Here is a 17,954-nt window from a genome sequence, read left to right as displayed (position 1 = left end):
GCAGATAAAGCTCTGCACAGAAGTTTAAATTAAAATTATACCTCACAAATCAGATAGCTTTCAATTTAAAATTACCGATATAAAAGTTAAGCTATGTTTCAAACTTTTATAAAAGACAAAATAAACTTTAAAAATAACTCAATTCAGATTAACAAGCTCAATGGTCGTTTGAGGTATAAAATAGCTTGACATAATTCTATCAAAACTATTTAGTATAAAAACATGATTTATAAAATACATCCAATTGTTATGGGTGCAAAGATATTTGATAAGGGTATGATGACTTATCAGCATGATTATGGAAAACCTTTTGTAATACCTATATTTTCATGGTATATAGAGGGTGGCGATAAAAATATTTTGATTGATACAGGAGAGTTCGCGCCCAGAAGTTCTACTGAAATTGAAAAAGCTATTGGCAAAGTTTACACCTTTGAAGAAGGGCTTGCAAAATATGGCTTAAAGCCTGAAGATATTGACATTGTGCTTCATACCCATCTACATAATGACCATTGTGAGAATGACTCAAAGTGCATTAATGCCAGATTTTATGTTCACGAAAAAGAATTAGAACAAATTCATAATCCTCATGCTCTTGATTTTAGATATAACGAAGACTTTATATCAGAAGTTGAAAACAATGAGCAGATTATTGCTTTAAAAGAAGATGCAGAGATTCTTCCTGGAATAAAAATGATTCAAGCACCCGCCCATACTCCAGGTGGAATGTCCATTCTTATAGATACTGAAAAAGGTAAGGCATTAATAACAGGATTTTGTGTAATTGAGGAAAATCTTAATCCACCACCTAAAATACTCGGGATGGGTATGGAGGTAATACCTCCTGGAACTCTGGTGAATTCCTATGAAGCCTATGATATCTTATTGAAAACTAAGGAACTGGCGGATATATTAATCCCTCTTCATGAACCAAAATATGCTTTTATTGAAACAATTCCATAATTGAATATGTCTGCGGCTTAGACAAATAGATAGCTATTTTCCTTGAAACAAGGACAAAAGAGTTCTAAATTTGACAAATAAATATTTTTTAAGGTAATTTATAATTTTAAGTCTTGGTTAATAATTTTTCTGAAGAGAGGGATAAATATGAAGACAGTTTTTGTAAAAAAGGAAGAAGTAAACAGACGTTGGTTTATTTTTGATGCTAATGGGCAAACGCTGGGAAGATTTGCCTCAAGAATTGCAAAGGTTTTAATGGGTAAAAATAAGCCAACCTACACTCCAAATGTAGACAATGGTGATTTTGTAGTGGTTATCAATGCAGAAAAAATTAAAGTAACAGGGAAAAAACTTACCGATAAGATTTATTATCATCATACCGGTTACATGGGTAATTTGAAAGCAGAAACTCTAAAGGAAAGACTTGAAAAAGAACCTGAAGAAGTTATAGTTGATGCTGTCTGGGGTATGCTTCCTAAAACAAGATTGGGTAGAAAAATGATAAAAAAACTAAAAGTTTACAGAGGTTCGGAACATCCTCATATTGCTCAAAAACCTGAACCTCTTAAATTAAGTTAAAGTTTGAGGTGATAGGAATGTCTGAGAATTTAGCCACAGGAAGAAGAAAAAGGTCAGTTGCCAGAGTTATTTTATTACCAGGCTCAGGTAAAATTACAGTAAATAACAAGCCAATTGAAGAGTATTTTTCAAGAGAAACATTAAGAATGCTTCTTTATCAACCATTTCATGTAGCTGGTGTAACAGGTAAATATGATGTAGTGGTTAATGTAAGTGGTGGTGGTTTGAGTGGGCAAGCAGGTGCTATAAGGCATGGCATTGCAAGAGCTCTTGTTAATCTTAATCCAGACCTCAAGCCAAAACTTAAAAAGGAAGGACTTCTTACAAGAGACCCAAGAGAGGTAGAGAGAAAGAAATACGGTCAACCAAAGGCAAGAAAGAGATTCCAGTTCTCCAAGAGATAAAATGCTTAAAGCTTTCATATGTGGTGGAAGTGGTTATACAGGAAGTGAACTCCTGAGAATTCTTGCAGGACATGATGAAGTTGAAATAGTAGGTGTTACAAGTGAAAAATCAGCAGGGTTAAGCGTTTCAGAGCTTTTCCCTGCTTTTTTTATCTATAAGAACCTTAAATTTGAAAACCTTCATATTGAAAAAATAAAAGATAGAGCTGACGTTTACTTTCTTGCTCTTCCTCATGGAAAATCTCAGGAAGTAGGAGCATTACTTGTAGAGGCTAACAAAAGAGTCATAGACCTTTCTGCTGACTTTAGGATAAAAGATTCAAAGGTTTATGAACAATGGTATAAAACTTCCCATTCCTATTCTGAACTCCTTAAAGAAGCAGTGTATGGATTACCAGAAATATACAGGGATAAAATAAAAAAAGCGAGACTTATTGCCAATCCTGGCTGTTATCCTACAAGCGCAATTTTACCCCTTTATCCTTTTTTGAAAAAAGAGCTGATTAACTTAGATACAATAGTGGTGGATTCAAAATCTGGAACTTCTGGGGCTGGGAGAAAAACGGAGGTAACTTTAAGCTACTGCGAAGTAAATGAGGATTTTAGAGCTTACAATGTGGCAAAACACAGACACACTCCTGAAATTGAACAAGAGTTAAGCTTTGCCTCTGGCAAAGACATAACAATAGATTTTACCACCCATCTTTTACCATTAAACAGAGGAATTTTATCAACTATCTACGGAAAATTAAACAAAAATATCACAACCAAAGAAGCCATAGAAGTATTGGAAGAAGCCTATCAAAATGAGCCCTTTATTAAAATTATGCCAGAGGGACAGGTTCCTGCTATAAAATATGTAAAAGGCACGAATTACTGCTACATAGGCGTTGTTGTTAATCAAAGAACAGGAAGAATAATTCTTATCTCTGCGATAGATAACCTTGTAAAAGGGGCTTCAGGGCAGGCAGTTCAAAACATGAATATCATGTTCGGAATTGATGAGACAAAAGCCCTTAAAAACCTTGCATTATCTCCTTAATTACTCCTCCCCCTAAAACAATATCCCCATTATAAAAAACTGCACTCTGACCAGGGGTAGGTGCAAATTGAGGTTTTTCAAAAACAACATTGGCTCTGTCTTTATTAATTAGGGTAACTGTAGCTTTTTCTGGATTCATTGCATAGCGAATTTTTACTTGGCAGCTAAATTCTTCTTTTTCTATATCACAAAGCCAGTTAAGCTCATTTACAACAAACTCTCTCATAAAAGCCTTTTCCTTAGAATCCACATAAACGGCATTTTCAGAAGGCTCTATCTTGACAACGTAAAGAGGATGGGGTGAGGCAATACCTAATCTTTTTCTTTGCCCAATAGTATAGAGATGAATTCCCCTGTGTTGCCCTATGATTTTTCCCGTAGACATTTCAATTATTGGGCCTCCTTTTGTAGGTCTGATACTTTCGTAGTACCTTTTATCTCTAAGGAAGCATACCTCTGTGCTTTCTTCTGCTACCTTTGATGGAATCCCCACTTTTTCTGCTATTTCTCTTATCTTATATTTCGTGTATTCTCCCAAAGGAAAGATAATATGAGATAACAAAGTCCTTTCAATTCCATAGAGAAAATAGGACTGGTCTTTTTTGGGGTCAATTCCCTTCATTAAAAGGGGAATATTGTTTATTCTTACAATTCTTGCATAATGACCTGTTGCTATGTAATTCGCCTTAACTTTTTCTGCTAAGAATTTCAGCAGGGGAAATTTTATCTTTTTATTGCATATCACACAGGGATTTGGTGTAATTCCTTTTTTATAGCCTTCAAAAAAAGGTGTAATTACATCAGCTTTAAACTTTTCTCTTAAATCCTCTATATGAAGCTTTATATTGAGGAAATTAGCTGTCTGCTTTGCGAGTTCAATATTTGCAGGTTCATCAAAGAGAATAAAAAAAACTCCCTCCACAGCCATTCCCTTTTCTCTCAGTAAATAGGCTGCTACGGATGAATCAATGCCTCCACTCATTGCTAATAGAACTTTTTCCATAAGTCAGCTTTTGGTGATATAATTTATTATAAACTTTCTGGAGAGGTGCCAGAGTGGACGATTGGGGCGGTCTCGAAAACCGCTGTGGGGGTAACCTCACCGAGGGTTCGAATCCCTCCCTCTCCGTTATCCGATAAATTTTTGAAGTATTTTGTCTTCGTATTCTGGAAAATCCTCAAGATAAAAGGGACGCTTTCTGCCTATATTGAATTTGAGTAGTTTAAAATTGAGTTCTCTGATTTTTTTAATTCTCTCCTCATCGTTATCTATTGTTTTGAGTAAATCTTTTAAGTCTATTATCTCTTTTCTTATCTCCATCTCAGGAGGTATGCATCCTGCATTTTTAAGGATTTTATATGCGAGTCTTAAGTCTTCAGGAACAAAGCTCATGTCTTCAAATTTCAGGGGCTTTCCTTTATTTGGAAGGTCATCAAATAGCCCCTGTTCCATTGCTTCACGAATTTTTTCTTCAGCAATTTTTTCAAATATATTCATCATATTTTATGATGCCAGAAAAAACTCTATAAATGTCAAATCAGATTGAATTTCCGAAAAAACAATCTATATAATAAAAACAGTGAAAATTAATCTCAAAAAACTCTTAATAGTTTTTGTTATTTTGATTTTTATTTTTTCTTTAGTTTACATAGTCATAACAAAAACAACCAAATTTCCAGAAGGACTTATTATCCTAAGTGGACGAATAGAAGGCAGAGAAACAAATATATCCCCAAAAATTCAGGGTAGAATTACTAAACTTTACAAAGATGAAGGAGATACTGCCAGACAGGAAGAACTTCTTTGCGAGATTGACTCCGAACAACTTACAGCAAGATATAGAAATGCGGTTGAGACGGCTCAGGCTTATTATTCTTCAATTGCTCAGGCTCGAGCAAATCTTATAAAGGCTCAGGCTTCTTATGAGAAGGCAAAGAAGGATTATGACCGTTACAGTAGCCTTCTTAAAGAGGAACTTGTTTCAAAAAGCGATTTTGATAGAGTTAAAATGCAGTATGAATCAGCACAGGCTGAAGTTGAGGCAGCAGTTAAAGCTATAACTCAAGCAGAGTCAAGCTACAGAGCAGCTGAACAAAGAATAAAGGAAGCTCAGGCTGATTTGAATGAGACAAAGATTTACTCACCAGCTGGAGGAGTGATTTTAAGTAGACCTGTAGAGGTTGGCGAGGTTGTAAATCCAGGGACTGTGCTTTATGTAATGGTTGACCTAAACAAGCTTTATGTCAAGGTTTATATTCCTGAACCAGAAATAGGAAAGCTAAAGATAGGGCTACCAGCAAGAGTGTATATAGATGCCTATCCTGACAAATATTTCAATGGCAAAATCACAAAAATTTATGAGCAAGCAGAGTTTACTCCGAAAAATGTTGAAACAAAAGAAGAGCGAGTGAAACTTGTTTTTGGAGTTGAAGTTTCAGTTGAAAATCCTGAAGGATTGCTTAAGCCAGGAATGCCTGCTGATGTTGTAATAAAGTGGAAAGATGACGCACCTTGGATAAAGCCACGATAATATTTATCAAAAGCAAATGTCCACATCCTTTTTTGTCATTCCGAGGGACTAAATGTCCCGAGGAATCTCTAACAAAAAAAGAGCATCCTTTAAGTTTTTCATGCCATAAGAATAATAAAAAAGTGGCACATGATTGAGAAAAATTTTGTCATAAAAGTTGAAAATCTCTGTAAAAGCTATAAAAAAATCAAAGCAGTTGATAATGTTTCTTTTTCTGTTAACAAAGGCGAAGTTTTTGGTCTTATTGGTCCAGATGGTGCTGGAAAAACCTCAATAATACAGATTTTAGCGGGGGTGCTTAAGGCAGATGGTGGCAAAGCCTTTGTCAATGACATAGATGTTACCAAAAATCCTGAGAAAGTTAAAGCTCTTATCGGCTACATGCCTCAGGGATTGGGACTTAATCTATATGACTCCCTTTCAATTGAGGAAAATATTGAGTTTTTCAGAGGACTTAGACTAATTCCTGATGAGGTATTTGAAAAAAACAAAAAAACATTACTTGAAATAACAAGGCTAACTCTATTTCTTCAAAGACAGGCAAAGGCACTTTCTGGTGGAATGAGACAAAAGCTTGCCCTTGTATGTACTCTGCTACATCTACCAGACATAATTCTTCTTGATGAACCAACAACAGGAGTTGACCCCCTTTCAAGGCAGGATTTCTGGAATATTATTCACGGACTTGTAAGACAAAGAGGTGTGACTGTTTTGCTTTCCACATCCTACATGGATGAGGCAGAGAGATGCCACAGGATTGCTTTAATGCATGAAGGAAGGATACTTCTTCAGGACAGACCTGAGGAACTGGGTAATCTGGAAAAGGTTTTCATAGAGAAAGTAGCAGAAGCAAAGCAAAAGGCTGAACTGAATATTAGTTATCCTTCATCATTCCGAGCCGAAGCGAAGCGTAGCCCTGAGCCGCAGGCGAAGGGTCTGCGAGGAATCTCCATAGAGGGTGGAAAAATTATCATTTCATGCCATTCAGTAACAAAAACATTTGGAAAGTTTAAGGCGGTTGACTCAGTTAACTTAGAAGTAGGGCAGGGAGAGATACTTGGACTTCTTGGACCAAATGGTGCAGGCAAAACAACTCTAATAAAGATGATGTGTGGACTACTTGAGCCAACAGAGGGAGAAATTAAAATTGCTGGCTATGATGTAAAAAAGGACAGAAGCAAAGTCTGGGGTATTATCGGCTATATGTCTCAGAGATTCTCTCTTTACAGAGACCTTACAGTAAAGGAAAACATGAGGCTTTATGCAGGACTTTACAGTGTAAAAAATAATGACTTCAGCGGAGTAATTGAAATGCTTGGACTGAAAGGATTTGAGGAAAGACTAACCAAAGACCTACCACTTGGAATAAGGCAGAGAGTTACTCTTGCCTGTGCACTTTTACATGAACCACCTGTATTATTTCTTGATGAACCAACAAGCGGAGTTGACCCAGTTGCAAGGAGAAGTTTCTGGAAGATTATTTTTAAGCTTTCAAGAGACAAAAATGTAACAGTGATTGTTTCAACTCACTACATGGATGAAGCTGAAAACTGTGATAGCCTCTGTCTTATGCATCGGGGAAGAGTAATAGCAGAAGGAAGCCCTGAAGAAATAAAGAAAAACTCTGAAAAAATCTCTGGAAGCCTTATTCAGATAAAGAGTGAAAGATTTATGGAAGTGTATGATTTACTCACGAAAAATTTTAAAGAAATCTCAATCTATGGTAGTAAAATATTCATAAGAAGCTTTGAACCTGAGGTTACCCAACAAAAGATCAATGAGACATTAAAAAATGCAGGGATTAAACAGTTTGAAACCACCCTTAGTCATGTTCCCCTTCAAGAAGCCTTTGTTGATTATATAAAGGAGAGTGAAAAAGATTAGGATTTTTGAATAAAATCCAGAATATGTTTGACATATTCAATAAAGTCGTCTTTATTTTTTCTGATTAAATTCAAGAGGAGATCCAGATCAATTTTTTCGTATCTGTGAACAAGCCTGTTTCTCAATCCAACAACTGGTGCGATTTTTTTTGCGAAAGACTCTGGAAGAATATTATTTTCGGCAAGAATCAAGAAACTACTTTGAAAGTCATTGGGTAATTTTAATGGGTGATATCTCACAATATGATTATTAATATCAATAATTTCATCTACAATGAGCTGAATTACTCTTTCTATAGCTCTCAATTTTATAAAATCCTCTTTTATTTCTGAATCAGAGAAGGAAAGTATCTGTTCAAGCTCCTCGTAATATGATTTAATCAGAAAAAGTTTTGTTTTTATGAACTCCTTATCAATCACGGGCAAACTCTTTAAGTCTTTCATTCAATATTTCACGGAGTATTTTACTTTCCTCATATTCATGTAAAGTGGACAGTTCAGCTTGATATAGTAGAAAACTATCTTTTACAAACAGGACATTATAATTATCAAAAATTTTCTTTTTAAGTAATGGTGAAGCAGTTTTTAAATCAACAAGATCAATGTTTTCAGTCCTTAGGATAGAGGAAAGTTCAAAGATGATATTTATTTTTTCATCCTCAGAAAGCACATGATCTGCATATACAGCTATATCAGTGTCGCTTTCAGATGTATCTTTGCCTTCAGCCTTTGAGCCAAAAAGCAGGATAAAATGGATTCTGAATTTTTTTGCCAGTTCCTCAAATTTTTCCCTGTCTGAAGCATTCATATTTAAAGTATATCATAAGCCAACTAAATCAATACTGCTGTCCTCAATTTCAAACATCCTTCTACTGTCCCCGATGATTATTTTAGTATGGGATTTCATGTATTTAAATTGATTTATTATATCAAAATTCATTACTCTAAAACCTATGAAAATGCCCAAACGTCTGCTTGCCATACTTAAGAAAGAGTTCAGGGAATTACTTCGTGACCCTCTTTATCTTAGTTTGGCTCTTTTTGTGCCTGTAGTAATCATGTTACTGATGGGATATGGATTGATTCTTGATGTAAAGAACATTCCTGTGACATTTCTTGATTTTGATCGTTCAGCTTTAAGCAGGGATTATAGATACTCATTTACAAACTCGGAGTATTTCAGGTTTTATGCTCTTATAGATAGTTATGATGAAGCTTATGAGTTAATTCAATCAGGTAAATGCAGAGTTGTTGTAGTGATACCTCCTGATTTTTCAAGGAAACTTTATAGCGGACAGAAAACTCAGGTGCAGTTTCTCATTGATGGCTCATTCCCATCTCGTGCAGAAGTAATAAAAGGATATGTATCTGCAATTAACAATCAGTTCAATCAAAAAATTCTTGAAAATTATACTTCAATGAAGGGAATGTCAATAAGTTTTCCAATAGAAACTGAAATGAGAGCCTGGTATAATCCAGCACTTGAAAGTAAAAACTTTATACTTCCTGGAATGCTTGTCATAACTCTTATGTATTACCCTGTCTTGATTGCCTCATTGGTTGTTGTTAGGGAAAAGGAGTCAGGCAGTATTTTTAATCTTTACTGTTCACCTGTAAAAAAATGGGAGGTTGTCTTTGGTAAAGCAATTCCTTACATAACTGTATCTTTTCTCACATATATCATACTTTTCATTATCACAGTTGTTTTTTTTAAAGCAAAATTTATTGGAAACTTTTTCTTACTTACCCTTGCTACTCTGCTTTATCTTTCATGCACAATCGGAATCGGGATATTTATATCAATGATAGCAAAGACTCAGATTTCAGCAATGCTTATTGCATTCTTGGGCACAATTACACCTTCATTTATGTATTCAGGATTTTTCTCACCAGTTACAAGCATGCCACTTACAGGTCAAATAATGAGCAAATTTATTACTGCAACATACTTTATCGGAGTTGTAAGAGGGGTATATCTTAAAGGACTTGGGTTCAGTTACTATCTGCCTAATCTTCTGTCACTTTTTCTCTATGCTGTTTTTGTATATTCTTTAACAATTCTATTTTTCAGGAAAAGAATAGGATGAGACTTCTTTCACTTATAAAAAAAGAGATGACCCATCTTATGCGTGATAAGGTTTTACTTTTTATTCTTCTATGGGGATTCACAGGCATGATATATACTGCGGGGCATGGAGTATCAATGGAAGTAAGAAATTTTCCAACAATTGTTTATGACATGAGCCATAGTCCTGAAAGTAGAGAACTGATTAGCAGGTTTCAAAAACCCTATTTTAAAATCCTTGCCTTTGTCCAGACTGACAGAGAAATCATTGATTGGCTTGACAGCGGGAAAGCCTCCATGGCTGTTGTAATTCCACCTGATTTTAAAAGAAAGATTGACAGTGGAGGAGCAAAAATTCAGGTAATTATTGATGGAACTATGTCTATGTCAGCAACTATGGCTGTTGGTTATGTATCATCAATAACATATAACTATGCCATAGAGGTTTTTGAAAGAAAAATGGGAATAACTAATAGATTCTTCAATGAAATTCCATTTATAGATGAAAGAACAAGGGTTCATTTTAACCCAAATATTTTAACGGCATGGTTTATGAGCCTTCTTGAATTCTTTAATGTAACCACTATGGTTTCCCTTCTTGTAACTGCAGCAGCCCTTGTAAGAGAAAAGGAATACGGAACCATTGAGCAGCTTCTTGTAACACCTGCCAGGACATGGGAGATATTTTTTGCAAAGATAACTCCTACAATCTTTGCAGTGGGGGTTCTGTCTTTTTTAAGCATTTTTTTCGTGATTAAAGGAATTTTTAAAGTTCCAATAAGAGGTAGTTTATTTTTGTTTTATCCTGTGATGCTTTTTTATGTTTTCACCATGTCATCCTTAGGTATAGCCATTGCAACTGTTGCGAGAAATCTTGCTCAGTCAATGATGCTTATGCTTGTAATTCTTACACCAATGCTTATGCTCTCAGGTGCATGGACACCTCCAGAGTCAATGCAGCCTATTATGCAGTATTTAAGCCTTGTTTCTCCAATGAGATATTTTATTGATTTCGGCTACAGTGTGCTTTTTAAGGGAAACGGAATAAAATATGTTTGGCATGATATAGTGGGAATTGTATTTCTTGGTGTTATTCTATTTGGTTTTTCCGTTTACCGTTTCAGAAAAACCTTTGCTAAGTAAAATTAAGTGCTTTCTAAAAATTCTCTTAAAGTTATTATTCTGATACCCTCATATTCTCTAAGTGATAACAATTCTTTATCACCTGAAACAATCATATTTGCTTTCGCTAAAATAGCACATTCAATAATTTTATTGTCTGCTTCATCTTGTAAAATATTAATCTTTTTATTGGAATGAATTATTTCTGCTATCTCTGTAAGAAAAAGTGCAGTTCTACTCAAAATTTCTTTATGATAATCAAATTTTTTTGAAAGAACCGAAAGAATCTCATCAATAATCTCCTTAGAAATAAAAAGTGTGTAATTTTCTCTTAATATTTTTAAAATAACTTTTTCTGCTAAACTGCCTGGAATAACAAAAGCTGAAATGTAAATATTTGCATCAAAAATTACTCTCAAGAAAGATACCTTTTTTTCAACTTCCTTTGCTAAATCAAATGGAAGAGAAATCGTTTTTTTTTACTACTTTTGGCACATAACACCTCCCTTCTGGTATGAGATAATCATACCAGATTTAAAAAATATTTAAAAAATTTATGCAAACTGTTCCTGAACCTTCTTTCCCAATTAAGCCAATTACAATTATTGTGTTCATGACTGTCTTATTGTTTACATATTTATAATTGCAACTGTCGGCTCAAGACATCTATTTATCACTGCTGAACTTACGCCGCCAAAAATTAAACTTTTTAATGCAGAGCGACCTTTTCTTCCCATGATTACAAGATTGTAATTATGTTCCTGTATATCTCTGACGATTTCTTCAGCAGGTAATCCAACGAGGATTTTAGTTTTAATCAATTCAGGAGAGATACCTTCTTTAAGAAAAACATTTTGGGCTTTTATGAGAATATCTTTTGCTTCTTCCTCTGGGTCTATACCCTGTCGTATTCTTTCAAGATATAAAGAAATATTGACTACTCGTAAAATGGTAATTTTTTTTATTCCTTTAACAAATTTTGCAAGACATGCACCATGCTCAACTGCTTTCATAGAATATTCCGAGCCATCAACAGGAATAAGGATATAAGGAACTGGGCAATGATTTTCTTCATAAATTTTTTGTCCTACGATATATATATTTTGATTTTTTAGACTGCAGATAACTTTGTTTGAAACACCGCCAAGAATAAGACTTTTTATTTCTGACATACCCCTTCGGGACATCATGATAGCAGAGAATTTTTGTTCCTTTGTAATTTCAATTATTTTGTTTCCTGCATCTCCTTCTTCTATTTCTTGTTTTATTTCTCCTTTAAAACCTGCTTCTTTTAATATTTCTGCATATTCATTTAAAAAAGGCTCAATGAATTCTTTAATATATTTTTCTTTGCTTTTTTTAAAAAATTCATAATCCTTAATATCCTTTTCTTTCAAATGTATACTTTTTAAAATTTCACTTAAATGTTGACCTGTAATGACATGAAAAAGAGTTACTTCAGGGAGAATATTTTCCATTTTTGAAAGTAATAATCCAGCAAAATTAACTGCTCTTCTTGAATGCTCACTTCTGTCCACAGGAAGTAAAATTTTTTCAAAAAAACATTTTTTCATTTTTATTCTCCTCCTCCAATAACTTTATATAAGGTTAATAGATTTGCATATTTTTGAAGCTTAAGGCTGTTAAGCTGCTGTTGTGCCTGAAACAAAGACCTCTGCGCATCAAGAACACTCATGTAGCTGTCAATTCCATTTTCATATCTTATTTTTGCAAGCCTGTAGGTCTCCCTTAGAGAGTGCACAAGAGATTCAATTGCCTGTAGCTGTTCATCTACTGTGCCTTTCACTGCTAAGGCATCGGATACTTCTTTGAAAGCTGTCTGAATGGTCTTTTCATAATTAACAAGAGCAAGTTGTCTTTCGACCTTTGCAGCTTCATGGGCTGCCCATACTCTTGCATCAAAGATTGGCATTATTGCCTGGGGCTGAATACTCCATGCCTTAGAGCCTGATTCAAACAATCCTGAAAGCTCAGCTGATGCTGTTCCAAAAAGCGTCGTAAGTGAAATCCTCGGGAAAAAAGCTGCTCTTGCTGCACCTATCTGAGCATTGTATGCCTTAAGTGTGTGCTCTGCTGCCATAATATCAGGACGATTAAGGAGTATATCAGAAGAAAGCCCTGGTGAAATATCCTTTGGAGAGGTTAAGACCTCAAGTCCTTCTGGCAAAAGTTCTTCAGTTAGTATCTCACCAGCAAGAAGGTCAAGGGTGTTTTTATCCTGAGCCAGTGCCTGAGTATATCGTGCTACAGCTTCACGGGCTGTATCTACCTGTGTCCTCACTCTGTGAAGGTCTATTTCTGAGATTACTCCAACTTCATATCGTTTTTTCATTAATTCATAGTATTCCTGCTGATTTTTAAGGGTTTCTTTTGCCAGTTTGAGATTCTCTTTATCTGTTGCATAGGTATAATAGGCAGTAGCAACAGCAGAAATAAGAGAGAGTCTTGCTGCCCTGTGAGTTTGTTCTTGGGCAAGATACTGCTCAAGTGCCATTTCTTTTAGACTCCGAAGCCTTCCAAATAAATCAATCTCCCAAGAGGTAATCCCAAGACTTACACTGTATTTAGAAGTTGTCTCTGCCCTGCCTGTCCGTGAAAGGTCTGCAGGGGTTCTCTCTCTATAACCCGTGCCTATTGCATCCACTGCTGGAAGAAGCTCTGCTCTTTGAATACCATAGTAGGCAGCGGCTCTCTCAACATTAAGGGCTGAAAGTCGAAGGTCTCTATTGTTAGATAAAGCTTTTTCAATTATTTTCTGAAGTTTTGTTTCAGTGAGAAATTCATTCCATTTAATTTCTGTTGCTTTTGGTGATTTTTCATAATTAATGGAACTGTAAGCATCACCTTGAGGCCATTCTTTAGGCACAGGTGCATCAGGTCTTTTGTATTCGGGAATCATTGTGCAGGAAAGAAGCAACAGGGATAGCATTAAAATTAAGGCTTGTTTTGTCATTCTGAGCCTGCAAAGCAGTCGAAGAATCTTTTCCTTAATCTTTCTTAACTTCATTTCACTGTCCTTACTTTGAAGAGCTTCAAAATAAGCACGAAGAAAAGGGGAACAAACACTATGCTTACGAAGGTTCCTGCAAGAACTCCACCTTCAATGGCAACTCCGATTGCATTCATCGCTCCTGAACCTGCGCCTCTTGCTATGGCAAGTGGAAGAATTCCAAAGAAAAGTGCAAGGGAGGTCATTATTACCGGTCTATATCTTATTGTTGCTGCCTCAACTGTTGCTCTCTGAAATTCCTCTCCCTGCTTGATTCTATCTCTTGCAAACTGAATAATAAGAATTGCATTTTTTGACGAAAGCCCCATTGTTACAAGAAATCCTATCTGAAAATAAACGTCGTTATAAAGTCCCATAAGCCATGTTGCTACTGCAGAACCAAATATACCAAGAGGAAGCAGTATTAAGTTTGTAATAGGAATTGTCCATGACTCATAAAGGGCTGCAAGGCATAGGAAAATGACAAAAACTGAGAAACCATAGAGAATTGGTGCCTGTCCTGTGGCAAGTCTTTCCTGATAGGATGAACCTGTCCATGCATAACCTACTCCCTTTGGAAGTTTTGAGACGATCTCTTCCACTGCTTTCATTGCCTCTCCTGAACTTGTCCCTGTAGCAGGCTCACCCCATATATTCATAGAGGGAAAGCCGTTGTATCTTTCAAGTCTCGGTGAACCATAGATCCATTTGCCCGAGGCAAAGGAGGAAAAGGGAACCATTTTCCCATCGTTATTACGCACATAAAGGCGGTTCATATCTTCTGGTAGCATCCTGTAAGGAGTATCTGCCTGCACATAAACTCTTTTAACTCTCCCACCTTTTATAAAGTCGTTAACATAGCTGCTTCCAAAGGCTGCGGATATGGTGTTATTGATTGAATTAATAGGCACGCCAAGTGCTCCAGCCTTCTGCCAGTCTATATCAACCTTATACTCGGGGATATCATCCATACCATTGGGTCTTACATTTTTAAGTCTTCTGTCCTGATTGGCAAGATACAAGAACTGATTTCGTGCTTCCATCAGTTTCTGATGTCCAAGCCCTCCCATATCCATAAGTTGAAGGTCAAAACCTGTTGCATTACCAAGCTCTATAATTGAAGGAGGAGGGAAAACAAATATCATAGCTTTCTTATTCTGTGAAAAATGCATCATTGCCCTTGCCTGAATAGCCTTAACCCTCAGAGTTGAACTATCTCTTAAATGCCAGTCTTTAAGCTTTATAAATGCCATCCCTGCAGACTGTGCCCTGCCTGAAAAACTCATACCAGCGAGTGTAATTATTGAATCTACTGCATCTTTTTCTTTTTGTAGAAAATAATCCTTCACTTCAGACAAAATCTCTTCTGTTTGCTCAAGAGTTGAACCAGAAGGCAGAATGACCTGTGCAAGCATCATCCCTTGGTCTTCCTCAGGCAAATAGGAAGTAGGAAGCTTCATTAGAATAATCCCTAACGCCACAACAATGATAATGTAAACACAGATATAGACAGGCACTTTTCTGAAGGAGTTTTCAACTACCTTTGTATAAACAAATCGGGATTTGAAGAAGAAGCCATAAAATTTTTCATAAATCAAGTTAAAGTAGTAGAAAATATTTTTTCTTTCCCTCTGCTTTTCACTGTGAGGTCTAAGAAAGGTAACACAAAGCACTGGTGCAAGGGTAAGAGCAACAAAAACAGAAAGCAACATAGCAGAGATAATGGTTATGGCAAACTGTCTGTAAATTATGCCTGTTGAACCTGTAAAAAATGCCATTGGTGCAAAAACAGCAGAAAGAACCACACCTATTCCTATCAAGGCACTGGTAATCTGTTCCATTGATTTTATGACAGCCTGCCTTACAGGAAGCTTCTCCTCACGCATTATTCTCTCCACATTTTCCACTACAACTATAGCGTCATCAACAAGAAGCCCAATTGCCAGCACCATGGCAAACATGGTAAGCATATTTATTGAATAGCCCGCTAATCCAAGGACGGCAAAAGTGCCAAGAAGCACAACAGGAACAGTAATTGTAGGTATGAGGGTGGCTCTCAGGCTTCCCAAGAAAAGCCACATTATGAGAAAAACAAGAACTATCGCTTCTATGAGTGTCTTTACAACTTCATTTATAGCAACCTTTGTGAAAGGCGTTGTATCATAGGGATAGACAACCTTTACACCCGCTGGAAAATTTCTGCTTAATTCATTTATCTTGTTCTTTACTTTATCAGCCACATCAAGGGCATTTGCTCCTGGAAGTGGTCTTACAGCTAAGGCAGCAGCGGGTTTACCATTGTAAAAAGCCTCTATATCGTAATAGTCTGTGCCGAGCTCAACTCTTGCAACGTCCTTTATCTTTACTGATGAACCATCTGGATTAATTCTTACAGGAATTGATGCAAACTCATCGGGCTCTTTAAGCATGCTCTGAACGATTATAGGAGCATTAAGTCTCTGCCCTTCCTTTGCTGGCGCACCTCCGAGCTGTCCGCCTGAAACCTCCACATTGTAAGCTTTTATTGCTGAAATTACATCGCTTATTGTAAGCCCATAGCTCACAAGTTTGTGAGGCTCTATCCATATTCGCATTGCATAGGGAAATCCAAAAGTTTCAACCTCTCCAACACCCTCTATTCTTGCAAGAACTTTTTCTACATTGGATTTAAGATAGTCTCTCAGGTCATAGGCATCAAGCCTTCCATCCTCTGAAATGAGTGAGACAATCAAAAGATAGTTTCTTGTTGCCTTACCTACACTTATTCCTGTTTTCTGAACAGCCTCTGGCAGGCTTGGCATAGCAAGCTGAAGCTTGTTCTGAACTTTTGCCCATGCAAGGTCTGGGTCTGTGCCTGGTTCAAAGGTAAGCTCTATTCGACAAGAACCTGAAGAGTCACTCACAGCAGACATATAGAGGAGTCTGTCAAGTCCTGTCATTTTCTCTTCAATAATCTGCGTGACACTGTTTTCAACTGTTTCAGCAGAAGCACCAGGATAGGTTGCCTGGATATAAATAGACGGAGGAGCTAAGGATGGATACTGGGCAATAGGAAGATTGTAAATGGCAAGGCAACCAGCACCCATAATAGCAATGGCAATAACCCATGCAAAGACTGGTCTTTCAAGGAAGAATTTAGATAGCATTATCTGCTCTGCTCCTTCTTTTGTTCGGTATAAGGCACAGGTTTAACTTGTGCACCAGGCATTATTCTTTGAACTCCCTCAATAACAACCTGCTCACCCACCTCAAGTCCCTCTGAGACAAGCCATCTGTCACCTATAGTACGGTCAACCTGAATTGGCCTTATCTGAACCTTGTTTTCTTTGTCAACTATATACACAAAGGGATTACCCTTTGTATCACGAAAAACAACTTGCTGAGGGACAAGAATAGCTTTTTTGTTAATACCTTCCCGTATAACTGCCCTTACAAACATTCCAGGAAGCAAAATACCCTTTGGATTTGGAAATATTGCCCTCAGAGTAACCGAGCCTGTTGTCGGGTCAACAGTTACATCCTTAAACTGCAATGTTCCTTCAAGAGGATAGTCTGTTCCATCTTCAAGAATGAGCTTAACTTTATTCTGCTCTTTGCCAGCATATTTAAGCCTTCCTTGCTCAAGCCTTTTCTCAAGCTCTCTTAGTTCTTTTGTTGACTGAGGAATGTCAACGTAAATTGGGTCAAGTTGCTGAATCCTCGTGAGTTCCTGTGCCTGATAGGCAGTGACAAGAGCACCTTCTGTAACATTTGATTTGCCGATTCTTCCTGATATAGGAGCAGTTATCTTTGTATATCCGAGATTAATCTGAGCGTTTCTTACCTGTGCTTTCAATGCCTCAATCTCAGAAAGGGTCTGCTCATACTGAGCTTTAACATCATCAAACTCCTGCTTGCTTATGGCATTTACCTTTATGAGTTCCTGATAACGCTCATATTTTGCCTTGACTGATTGAAGATTTGCCTCTGCCCGTGAGAGTGCTGCTTTGGCATTGTCATAGGCTGCTTTGTATTGAGCAGGGTCAATCTGATATAGAACCTCTCCAGCCTTAACATTGCTTCCTTCAGTAAAGTATCTTTTAAGAATTATGCCGCTTACCTGAGGCCTAATCTCAGCAATCTTATAGGGAGACGTCCTTCCAGGAAGCTCTGTGGTAAGAAGAATCTCCTCTGTGTCTATTTTAATAACCGATACTTCAGGTATCTGAGGCATGGGCTTTTTCTTTTCACATCCTAAAAGAAATAAGGCAAACAAAAGTGGAAACAAAATTAACATTAACTTTATCCGCATTCTAACACCTCTTTATTTAAGCTTCAACTTTTTCTGCCATTCTCAGCATAGCTTTTTATTTTCC

The 17,954-nt window shown here is 36.6% G+C and carries 17 protein-coding genes and 1 tRNA gene; 9 read left to right on the top strand and 9 right to left on the bottom strand.

Going from position 1 to position 17,954, the window contains the following annotated elements:
- The first annotated feature begins 222 nt into the window (after positions 1-222).
- The 4 genes from THEYE_RS08080 (at position 223) to argC (ending at position 2,988) form a co-directional block, all read left to right on the top strand.
- Positions 223-963 (top strand): N-acyl homoserine lactonase family protein, encoded by a 741-nt coding sequence (locus THEYE_RS08080; protein ID WP_012545445.1) that lies wholly within the window; start codon positions 223-225, stop codon positions 961-963.
- A 147-nt stretch (positions 964-1,110) separates the two neighbouring features.
- Positions 1,111-1,542 carry a 50S ribosomal protein L13 gene (gene rplM, locus THEYE_RS08075; protein ID WP_012544931.1) on the top strand — a complete coding sequence of 144 codons (432 nt, stop codon included), beginning with the start codon at positions 1,111-1,113 and terminating at the stop codon, positions 1,540-1,542.
- An 11-nt stretch (positions 1,543-1,553) separates the two neighbouring features.
- Positions 1,554-1,946: a 30S ribosomal protein S9 gene (gene rpsI, locus THEYE_RS08070; protein ID WP_373920408.1), complete on the top strand. Its 393-nt coding sequence runs from the start codon at positions 1,554-1,556 to the stop codon at positions 1,944-1,946.
- A 1-nt stretch (position 1,947) separates the two neighbouring features.
- The gene (gene argC / locus THEYE_RS08065; RefSeq protein WP_012546077.1) at positions 1,948-2,988 is read left to right on the top strand and encodes an N-acetyl-gamma-glutamyl-phosphate reductase; all 1,041 of its coding nucleotides are present in this window, start codon (positions 1,948-1,950) and stop codon (positions 2,986-2,988) included.
- On the opposite strand, the gene mnmA is transcribed toward argC, so the two are convergent.
- On the bottom strand, positions 2,963-3,991 hold the full coding sequence (gene mnmA, locus THEYE_RS08060) for a tRNA 2-thiouridine(34) synthase MnmA (RefSeq protein ID WP_012545186.1): 1,029 nt from the start codon (positions 3,989-3,991) through the stop codon (positions 2,963-2,965). The two genes, argC and mnmA, sit on opposite strands and share 26 nt — an antisense overlap.
- 39 nt (positions 3,992-4,030) lie before the next feature.
- Between mnmA and THEYE_RS08055 the strand changes: the two genes are divergently transcribed.
- Positions 4,031-4,117 (top strand) — tRNA-Ser (locus THEYE_RS08055).
- On the opposite strand, the gene THEYE_RS08050 is transcribed toward THEYE_RS08055, so the two are convergent.
- On the bottom strand, positions 4,118-4,486 hold the full coding sequence (locus tag THEYE_RS08050; RefSeq protein WP_028842486.1) for a DnaJ family domain-containing protein: 369 nt from the start codon (positions 4,484-4,486) through the stop codon (positions 4,118-4,120). It abuts the tRNA gene before it with no gap.
- Positions 4,487-4,568: 82 nt separating this feature from the next.
- Here THEYE_RS08050 and THEYE_RS08045 point away from each other — a divergent pair, with 82 nt between their 5' ends.
- Both THEYE_RS08045 and THEYE_RS08040 read left to right on the top strand, forming a co-directional pair.
- Complete coding sequence (locus THEYE_RS08045) at positions 4,569-5,519, top strand: HlyD family secretion protein (RefSeq protein ID WP_012545543.1); 951 nt, start codon at positions 4,569-4,571, stop codon at positions 5,517-5,519.
- A 129-nt stretch (positions 5,520-5,648) separates the two neighbouring features.
- A complete protein-coding gene (locus tag THEYE_RS08040; protein ID WP_012546649.1) occupies positions 5,649-7,403 on the top strand; it encodes an ATP-binding cassette domain-containing protein in 1,755 nt (584 codons plus the stop codon).
- Here THEYE_RS08040 and hepT read toward each other — a convergent pair.
- Both hepT and mntA read right to left on the bottom strand, forming a co-directional pair.
- Positions 7,400-7,822, bottom strand: a complete 423-nt coding sequence (gene hepT / locus THEYE_RS08035) for a type VII toxin-antitoxin system HepT family RNase toxin (protein WP_012545804.1) — start codon at positions 7,820-7,822, stop codon at positions 7,400-7,402. The genes THEYE_RS08040 and hepT overlap by 4 nt on opposite strands.
- The gene (gene mntA / locus THEYE_RS08030; protein WP_012546076.1) at positions 7,815-8,210 is read right to left on the bottom strand and encodes a type VII toxin-antitoxin system MntA family adenylyltransferase antitoxin; all 396 of its coding nucleotides are present in this window, start codon (positions 8,208-8,210) and stop codon (positions 7,815-7,817) included. Before mntA ends, hepT begins: the two co-directional genes overlap by 8 nt.
- Before the next feature lie 145 nt (positions 8,211-8,355).
- Between mntA and THEYE_RS08025 the strand changes: the two genes are divergently transcribed.
- Both THEYE_RS08025 and THEYE_RS08020 read left to right on the top strand, forming a co-directional pair.
- Positions 8,356-9,489, top strand: coding sequence for an ABC transporter permease (locus THEYE_RS08025; RefSeq protein WP_012545696.1), 1,134 nt, complete (start codon positions 8,356-8,358; stop codon positions 9,487-9,489).
- A complete protein-coding gene (locus THEYE_RS08020) occupies positions 9,486-10,610 on the top strand; it encodes an ABC transporter permease (RefSeq protein WP_012545052.1) in 1,125 nt (374 codons plus the stop codon). The genes THEYE_RS08025 and THEYE_RS08020 overlap by 4 nt, the downstream gene beginning before the upstream one ends.
- A gap of 2 nt (positions 10,611-10,612) precedes the next feature.
- On the opposite strand, the gene THEYE_RS08015 is transcribed toward THEYE_RS08020, so the two are convergent.
- The 5 genes from THEYE_RS08015 to THEYE_RS07995 all read right to left on the bottom strand — a co-directional run bounded on the left by THEYE_RS08015 (position 10,613) and on the right by THEYE_RS07995 (position 17,890).
- Positions 10,613-11,008, bottom strand: coding sequence for a putative toxin-antitoxin system toxin component, PIN family (locus THEYE_RS08015; protein WP_012545933.1), 396 nt, complete (start codon positions 11,006-11,008; stop codon positions 10,613-10,615).
- A 210-nt stretch (positions 11,009-11,218) separates the two neighbouring features.
- The gene (locus THEYE_RS08010) at positions 11,219-12,163 is read right to left on the bottom strand and encodes a universal stress protein (protein WP_012545334.1); all 945 of its coding nucleotides are present in this window, start codon (positions 12,161-12,163) and stop codon (positions 11,219-11,221) included.
- A 2-nt stretch (positions 12,164-12,165) separates the two neighbouring features.
- On the bottom strand, positions 12,166-13,617 hold the full coding sequence (locus tag THEYE_RS08005; protein WP_200855661.1) for an efflux transporter outer membrane subunit: 1,452 nt from the start codon (positions 13,615-13,617) through the stop codon (positions 12,166-12,168).
- The gene (locus THEYE_RS08000) at positions 13,614-16,745 is read right to left on the bottom strand and encodes an efflux RND transporter permease subunit (RefSeq protein WP_012544956.1); all 3,132 of its coding nucleotides are present in this window, start codon (positions 16,743-16,745) and stop codon (positions 13,614-13,616) included. The genes THEYE_RS08005 and THEYE_RS08000 overlap by 4 nt, the downstream gene beginning before the upstream one ends.
- Entirely contained in the window at positions 16,745-17,890 is a 1,146-nt protein-coding gene (locus THEYE_RS07995; protein ID WP_012545408.1) for an efflux RND transporter periplasmic adaptor subunit, read from the bottom strand. The genes THEYE_RS08000 and THEYE_RS07995 overlap by 1 nt, the downstream gene beginning before the upstream one ends.
- Positions 17,891-17,954 lie beyond the last annotated feature (64 nt).

It is taken from the genome of Thermodesulfovibrio yellowstonii DSM 11347 (assembly GCF_000020985.1).
GTDB classification, from domain to species: Bacteria; Nitrospirota; Thermodesulfovibrionia; order Thermodesulfovibrionales; family Thermodesulfovibrionaceae; genus Thermodesulfovibrio; species Thermodesulfovibrio yellowstonii.
The sequence above is the reverse complement of the archived record's forward strand: the minus strand, read 5'-3'. Positions and strand labels throughout refer to the sequence as shown.

Excerpts from the sequence above, each read along its gene's own strand:
- THEYE_RS08010 (WP_012545334.1), bottom strand. The coding sequence starts at position 12,163 with ATGAAAAAATGTTTTTTTGAAAAAATTTTACTTCCTGTGGACAGAAGT.
- mntA (WP_012546076.1), bottom strand. The coding sequence starts at position 8,210 with ATGAATGCTTCAGACAGGGAAAAATTTGAGGAACTGGCAAAAAAATTC.
- THEYE_RS08080 (WP_012545445.1), top strand. The coding sequence starts at position 223 with ATGATTTATAAAATACATCCAATTGTTATGGGTGCAAAGATATTTGAT.
- THEYE_RS08025 (WP_012545696.1), top strand. The coding sequence starts at position 8,356 with ATGAAAATGCCCAAACGTCTGCTTGCCATACTTAAGAAAGAGTTCAGG.
- rplM (WP_012544931.1), top strand. The coding sequence starts at position 1,111 with ATGAAGACAGTTTTTGTAAAAAAGGAAGAAGTAAACAGACGTTGGTTT.
- THEYE_RS08050 (WP_028842486.1), bottom strand. The coding sequence starts at position 4,486 with ATGAATATATTTGAAAAAATTGCTGAAGAAAAAATTCGTGAAGCAATG.
- THEYE_RS08020 (WP_012545052.1), top strand. The coding sequence starts at position 9,486 with ATGAGACTTCTTTCACTTATAAAAAAAGAGATGACCCATCTTATGCGT.
- THEYE_RS08000 (WP_012544956.1), bottom strand. The coding sequence starts at position 16,745 with ATGCTATCTAAATTCTTCCTTGAAAGACCAGTCTTTGCATGGGTTATT.
- argC (WP_012546077.1), top strand. The coding sequence starts at position 1,948 with ATGCTTAAAGCTTTCATATGTGGTGGAAGTGGTTATACAGGAAGTGAA.
- THEYE_RS08040 (WP_012546649.1), top strand. The coding sequence starts at position 5,649 with ATGATTGAGAAAAATTTTGTCATAAAAGTTGAAAATCTCTGTAAAAGC.
- THEYE_RS08005 (WP_200855661.1), bottom strand. The coding sequence starts at position 13,617 with ATGAAGTTAAGAAAGATTAAGGAAAAGATTCTTCGACTGCTTTGCAGG.
- THEYE_RS07995 (WP_012545408.1), bottom strand. The coding sequence starts at position 17,890 with ATGCGGATAAAGTTAATGTTAATTTTGTTTCCACTTTTGTTTGCCTTA.
- mnmA (WP_012545186.1), bottom strand. The coding sequence starts at position 3,991 with ATGGAAAAAGTTCTATTAGCAATGAGTGGAGGCATTGATTCATCCGTA.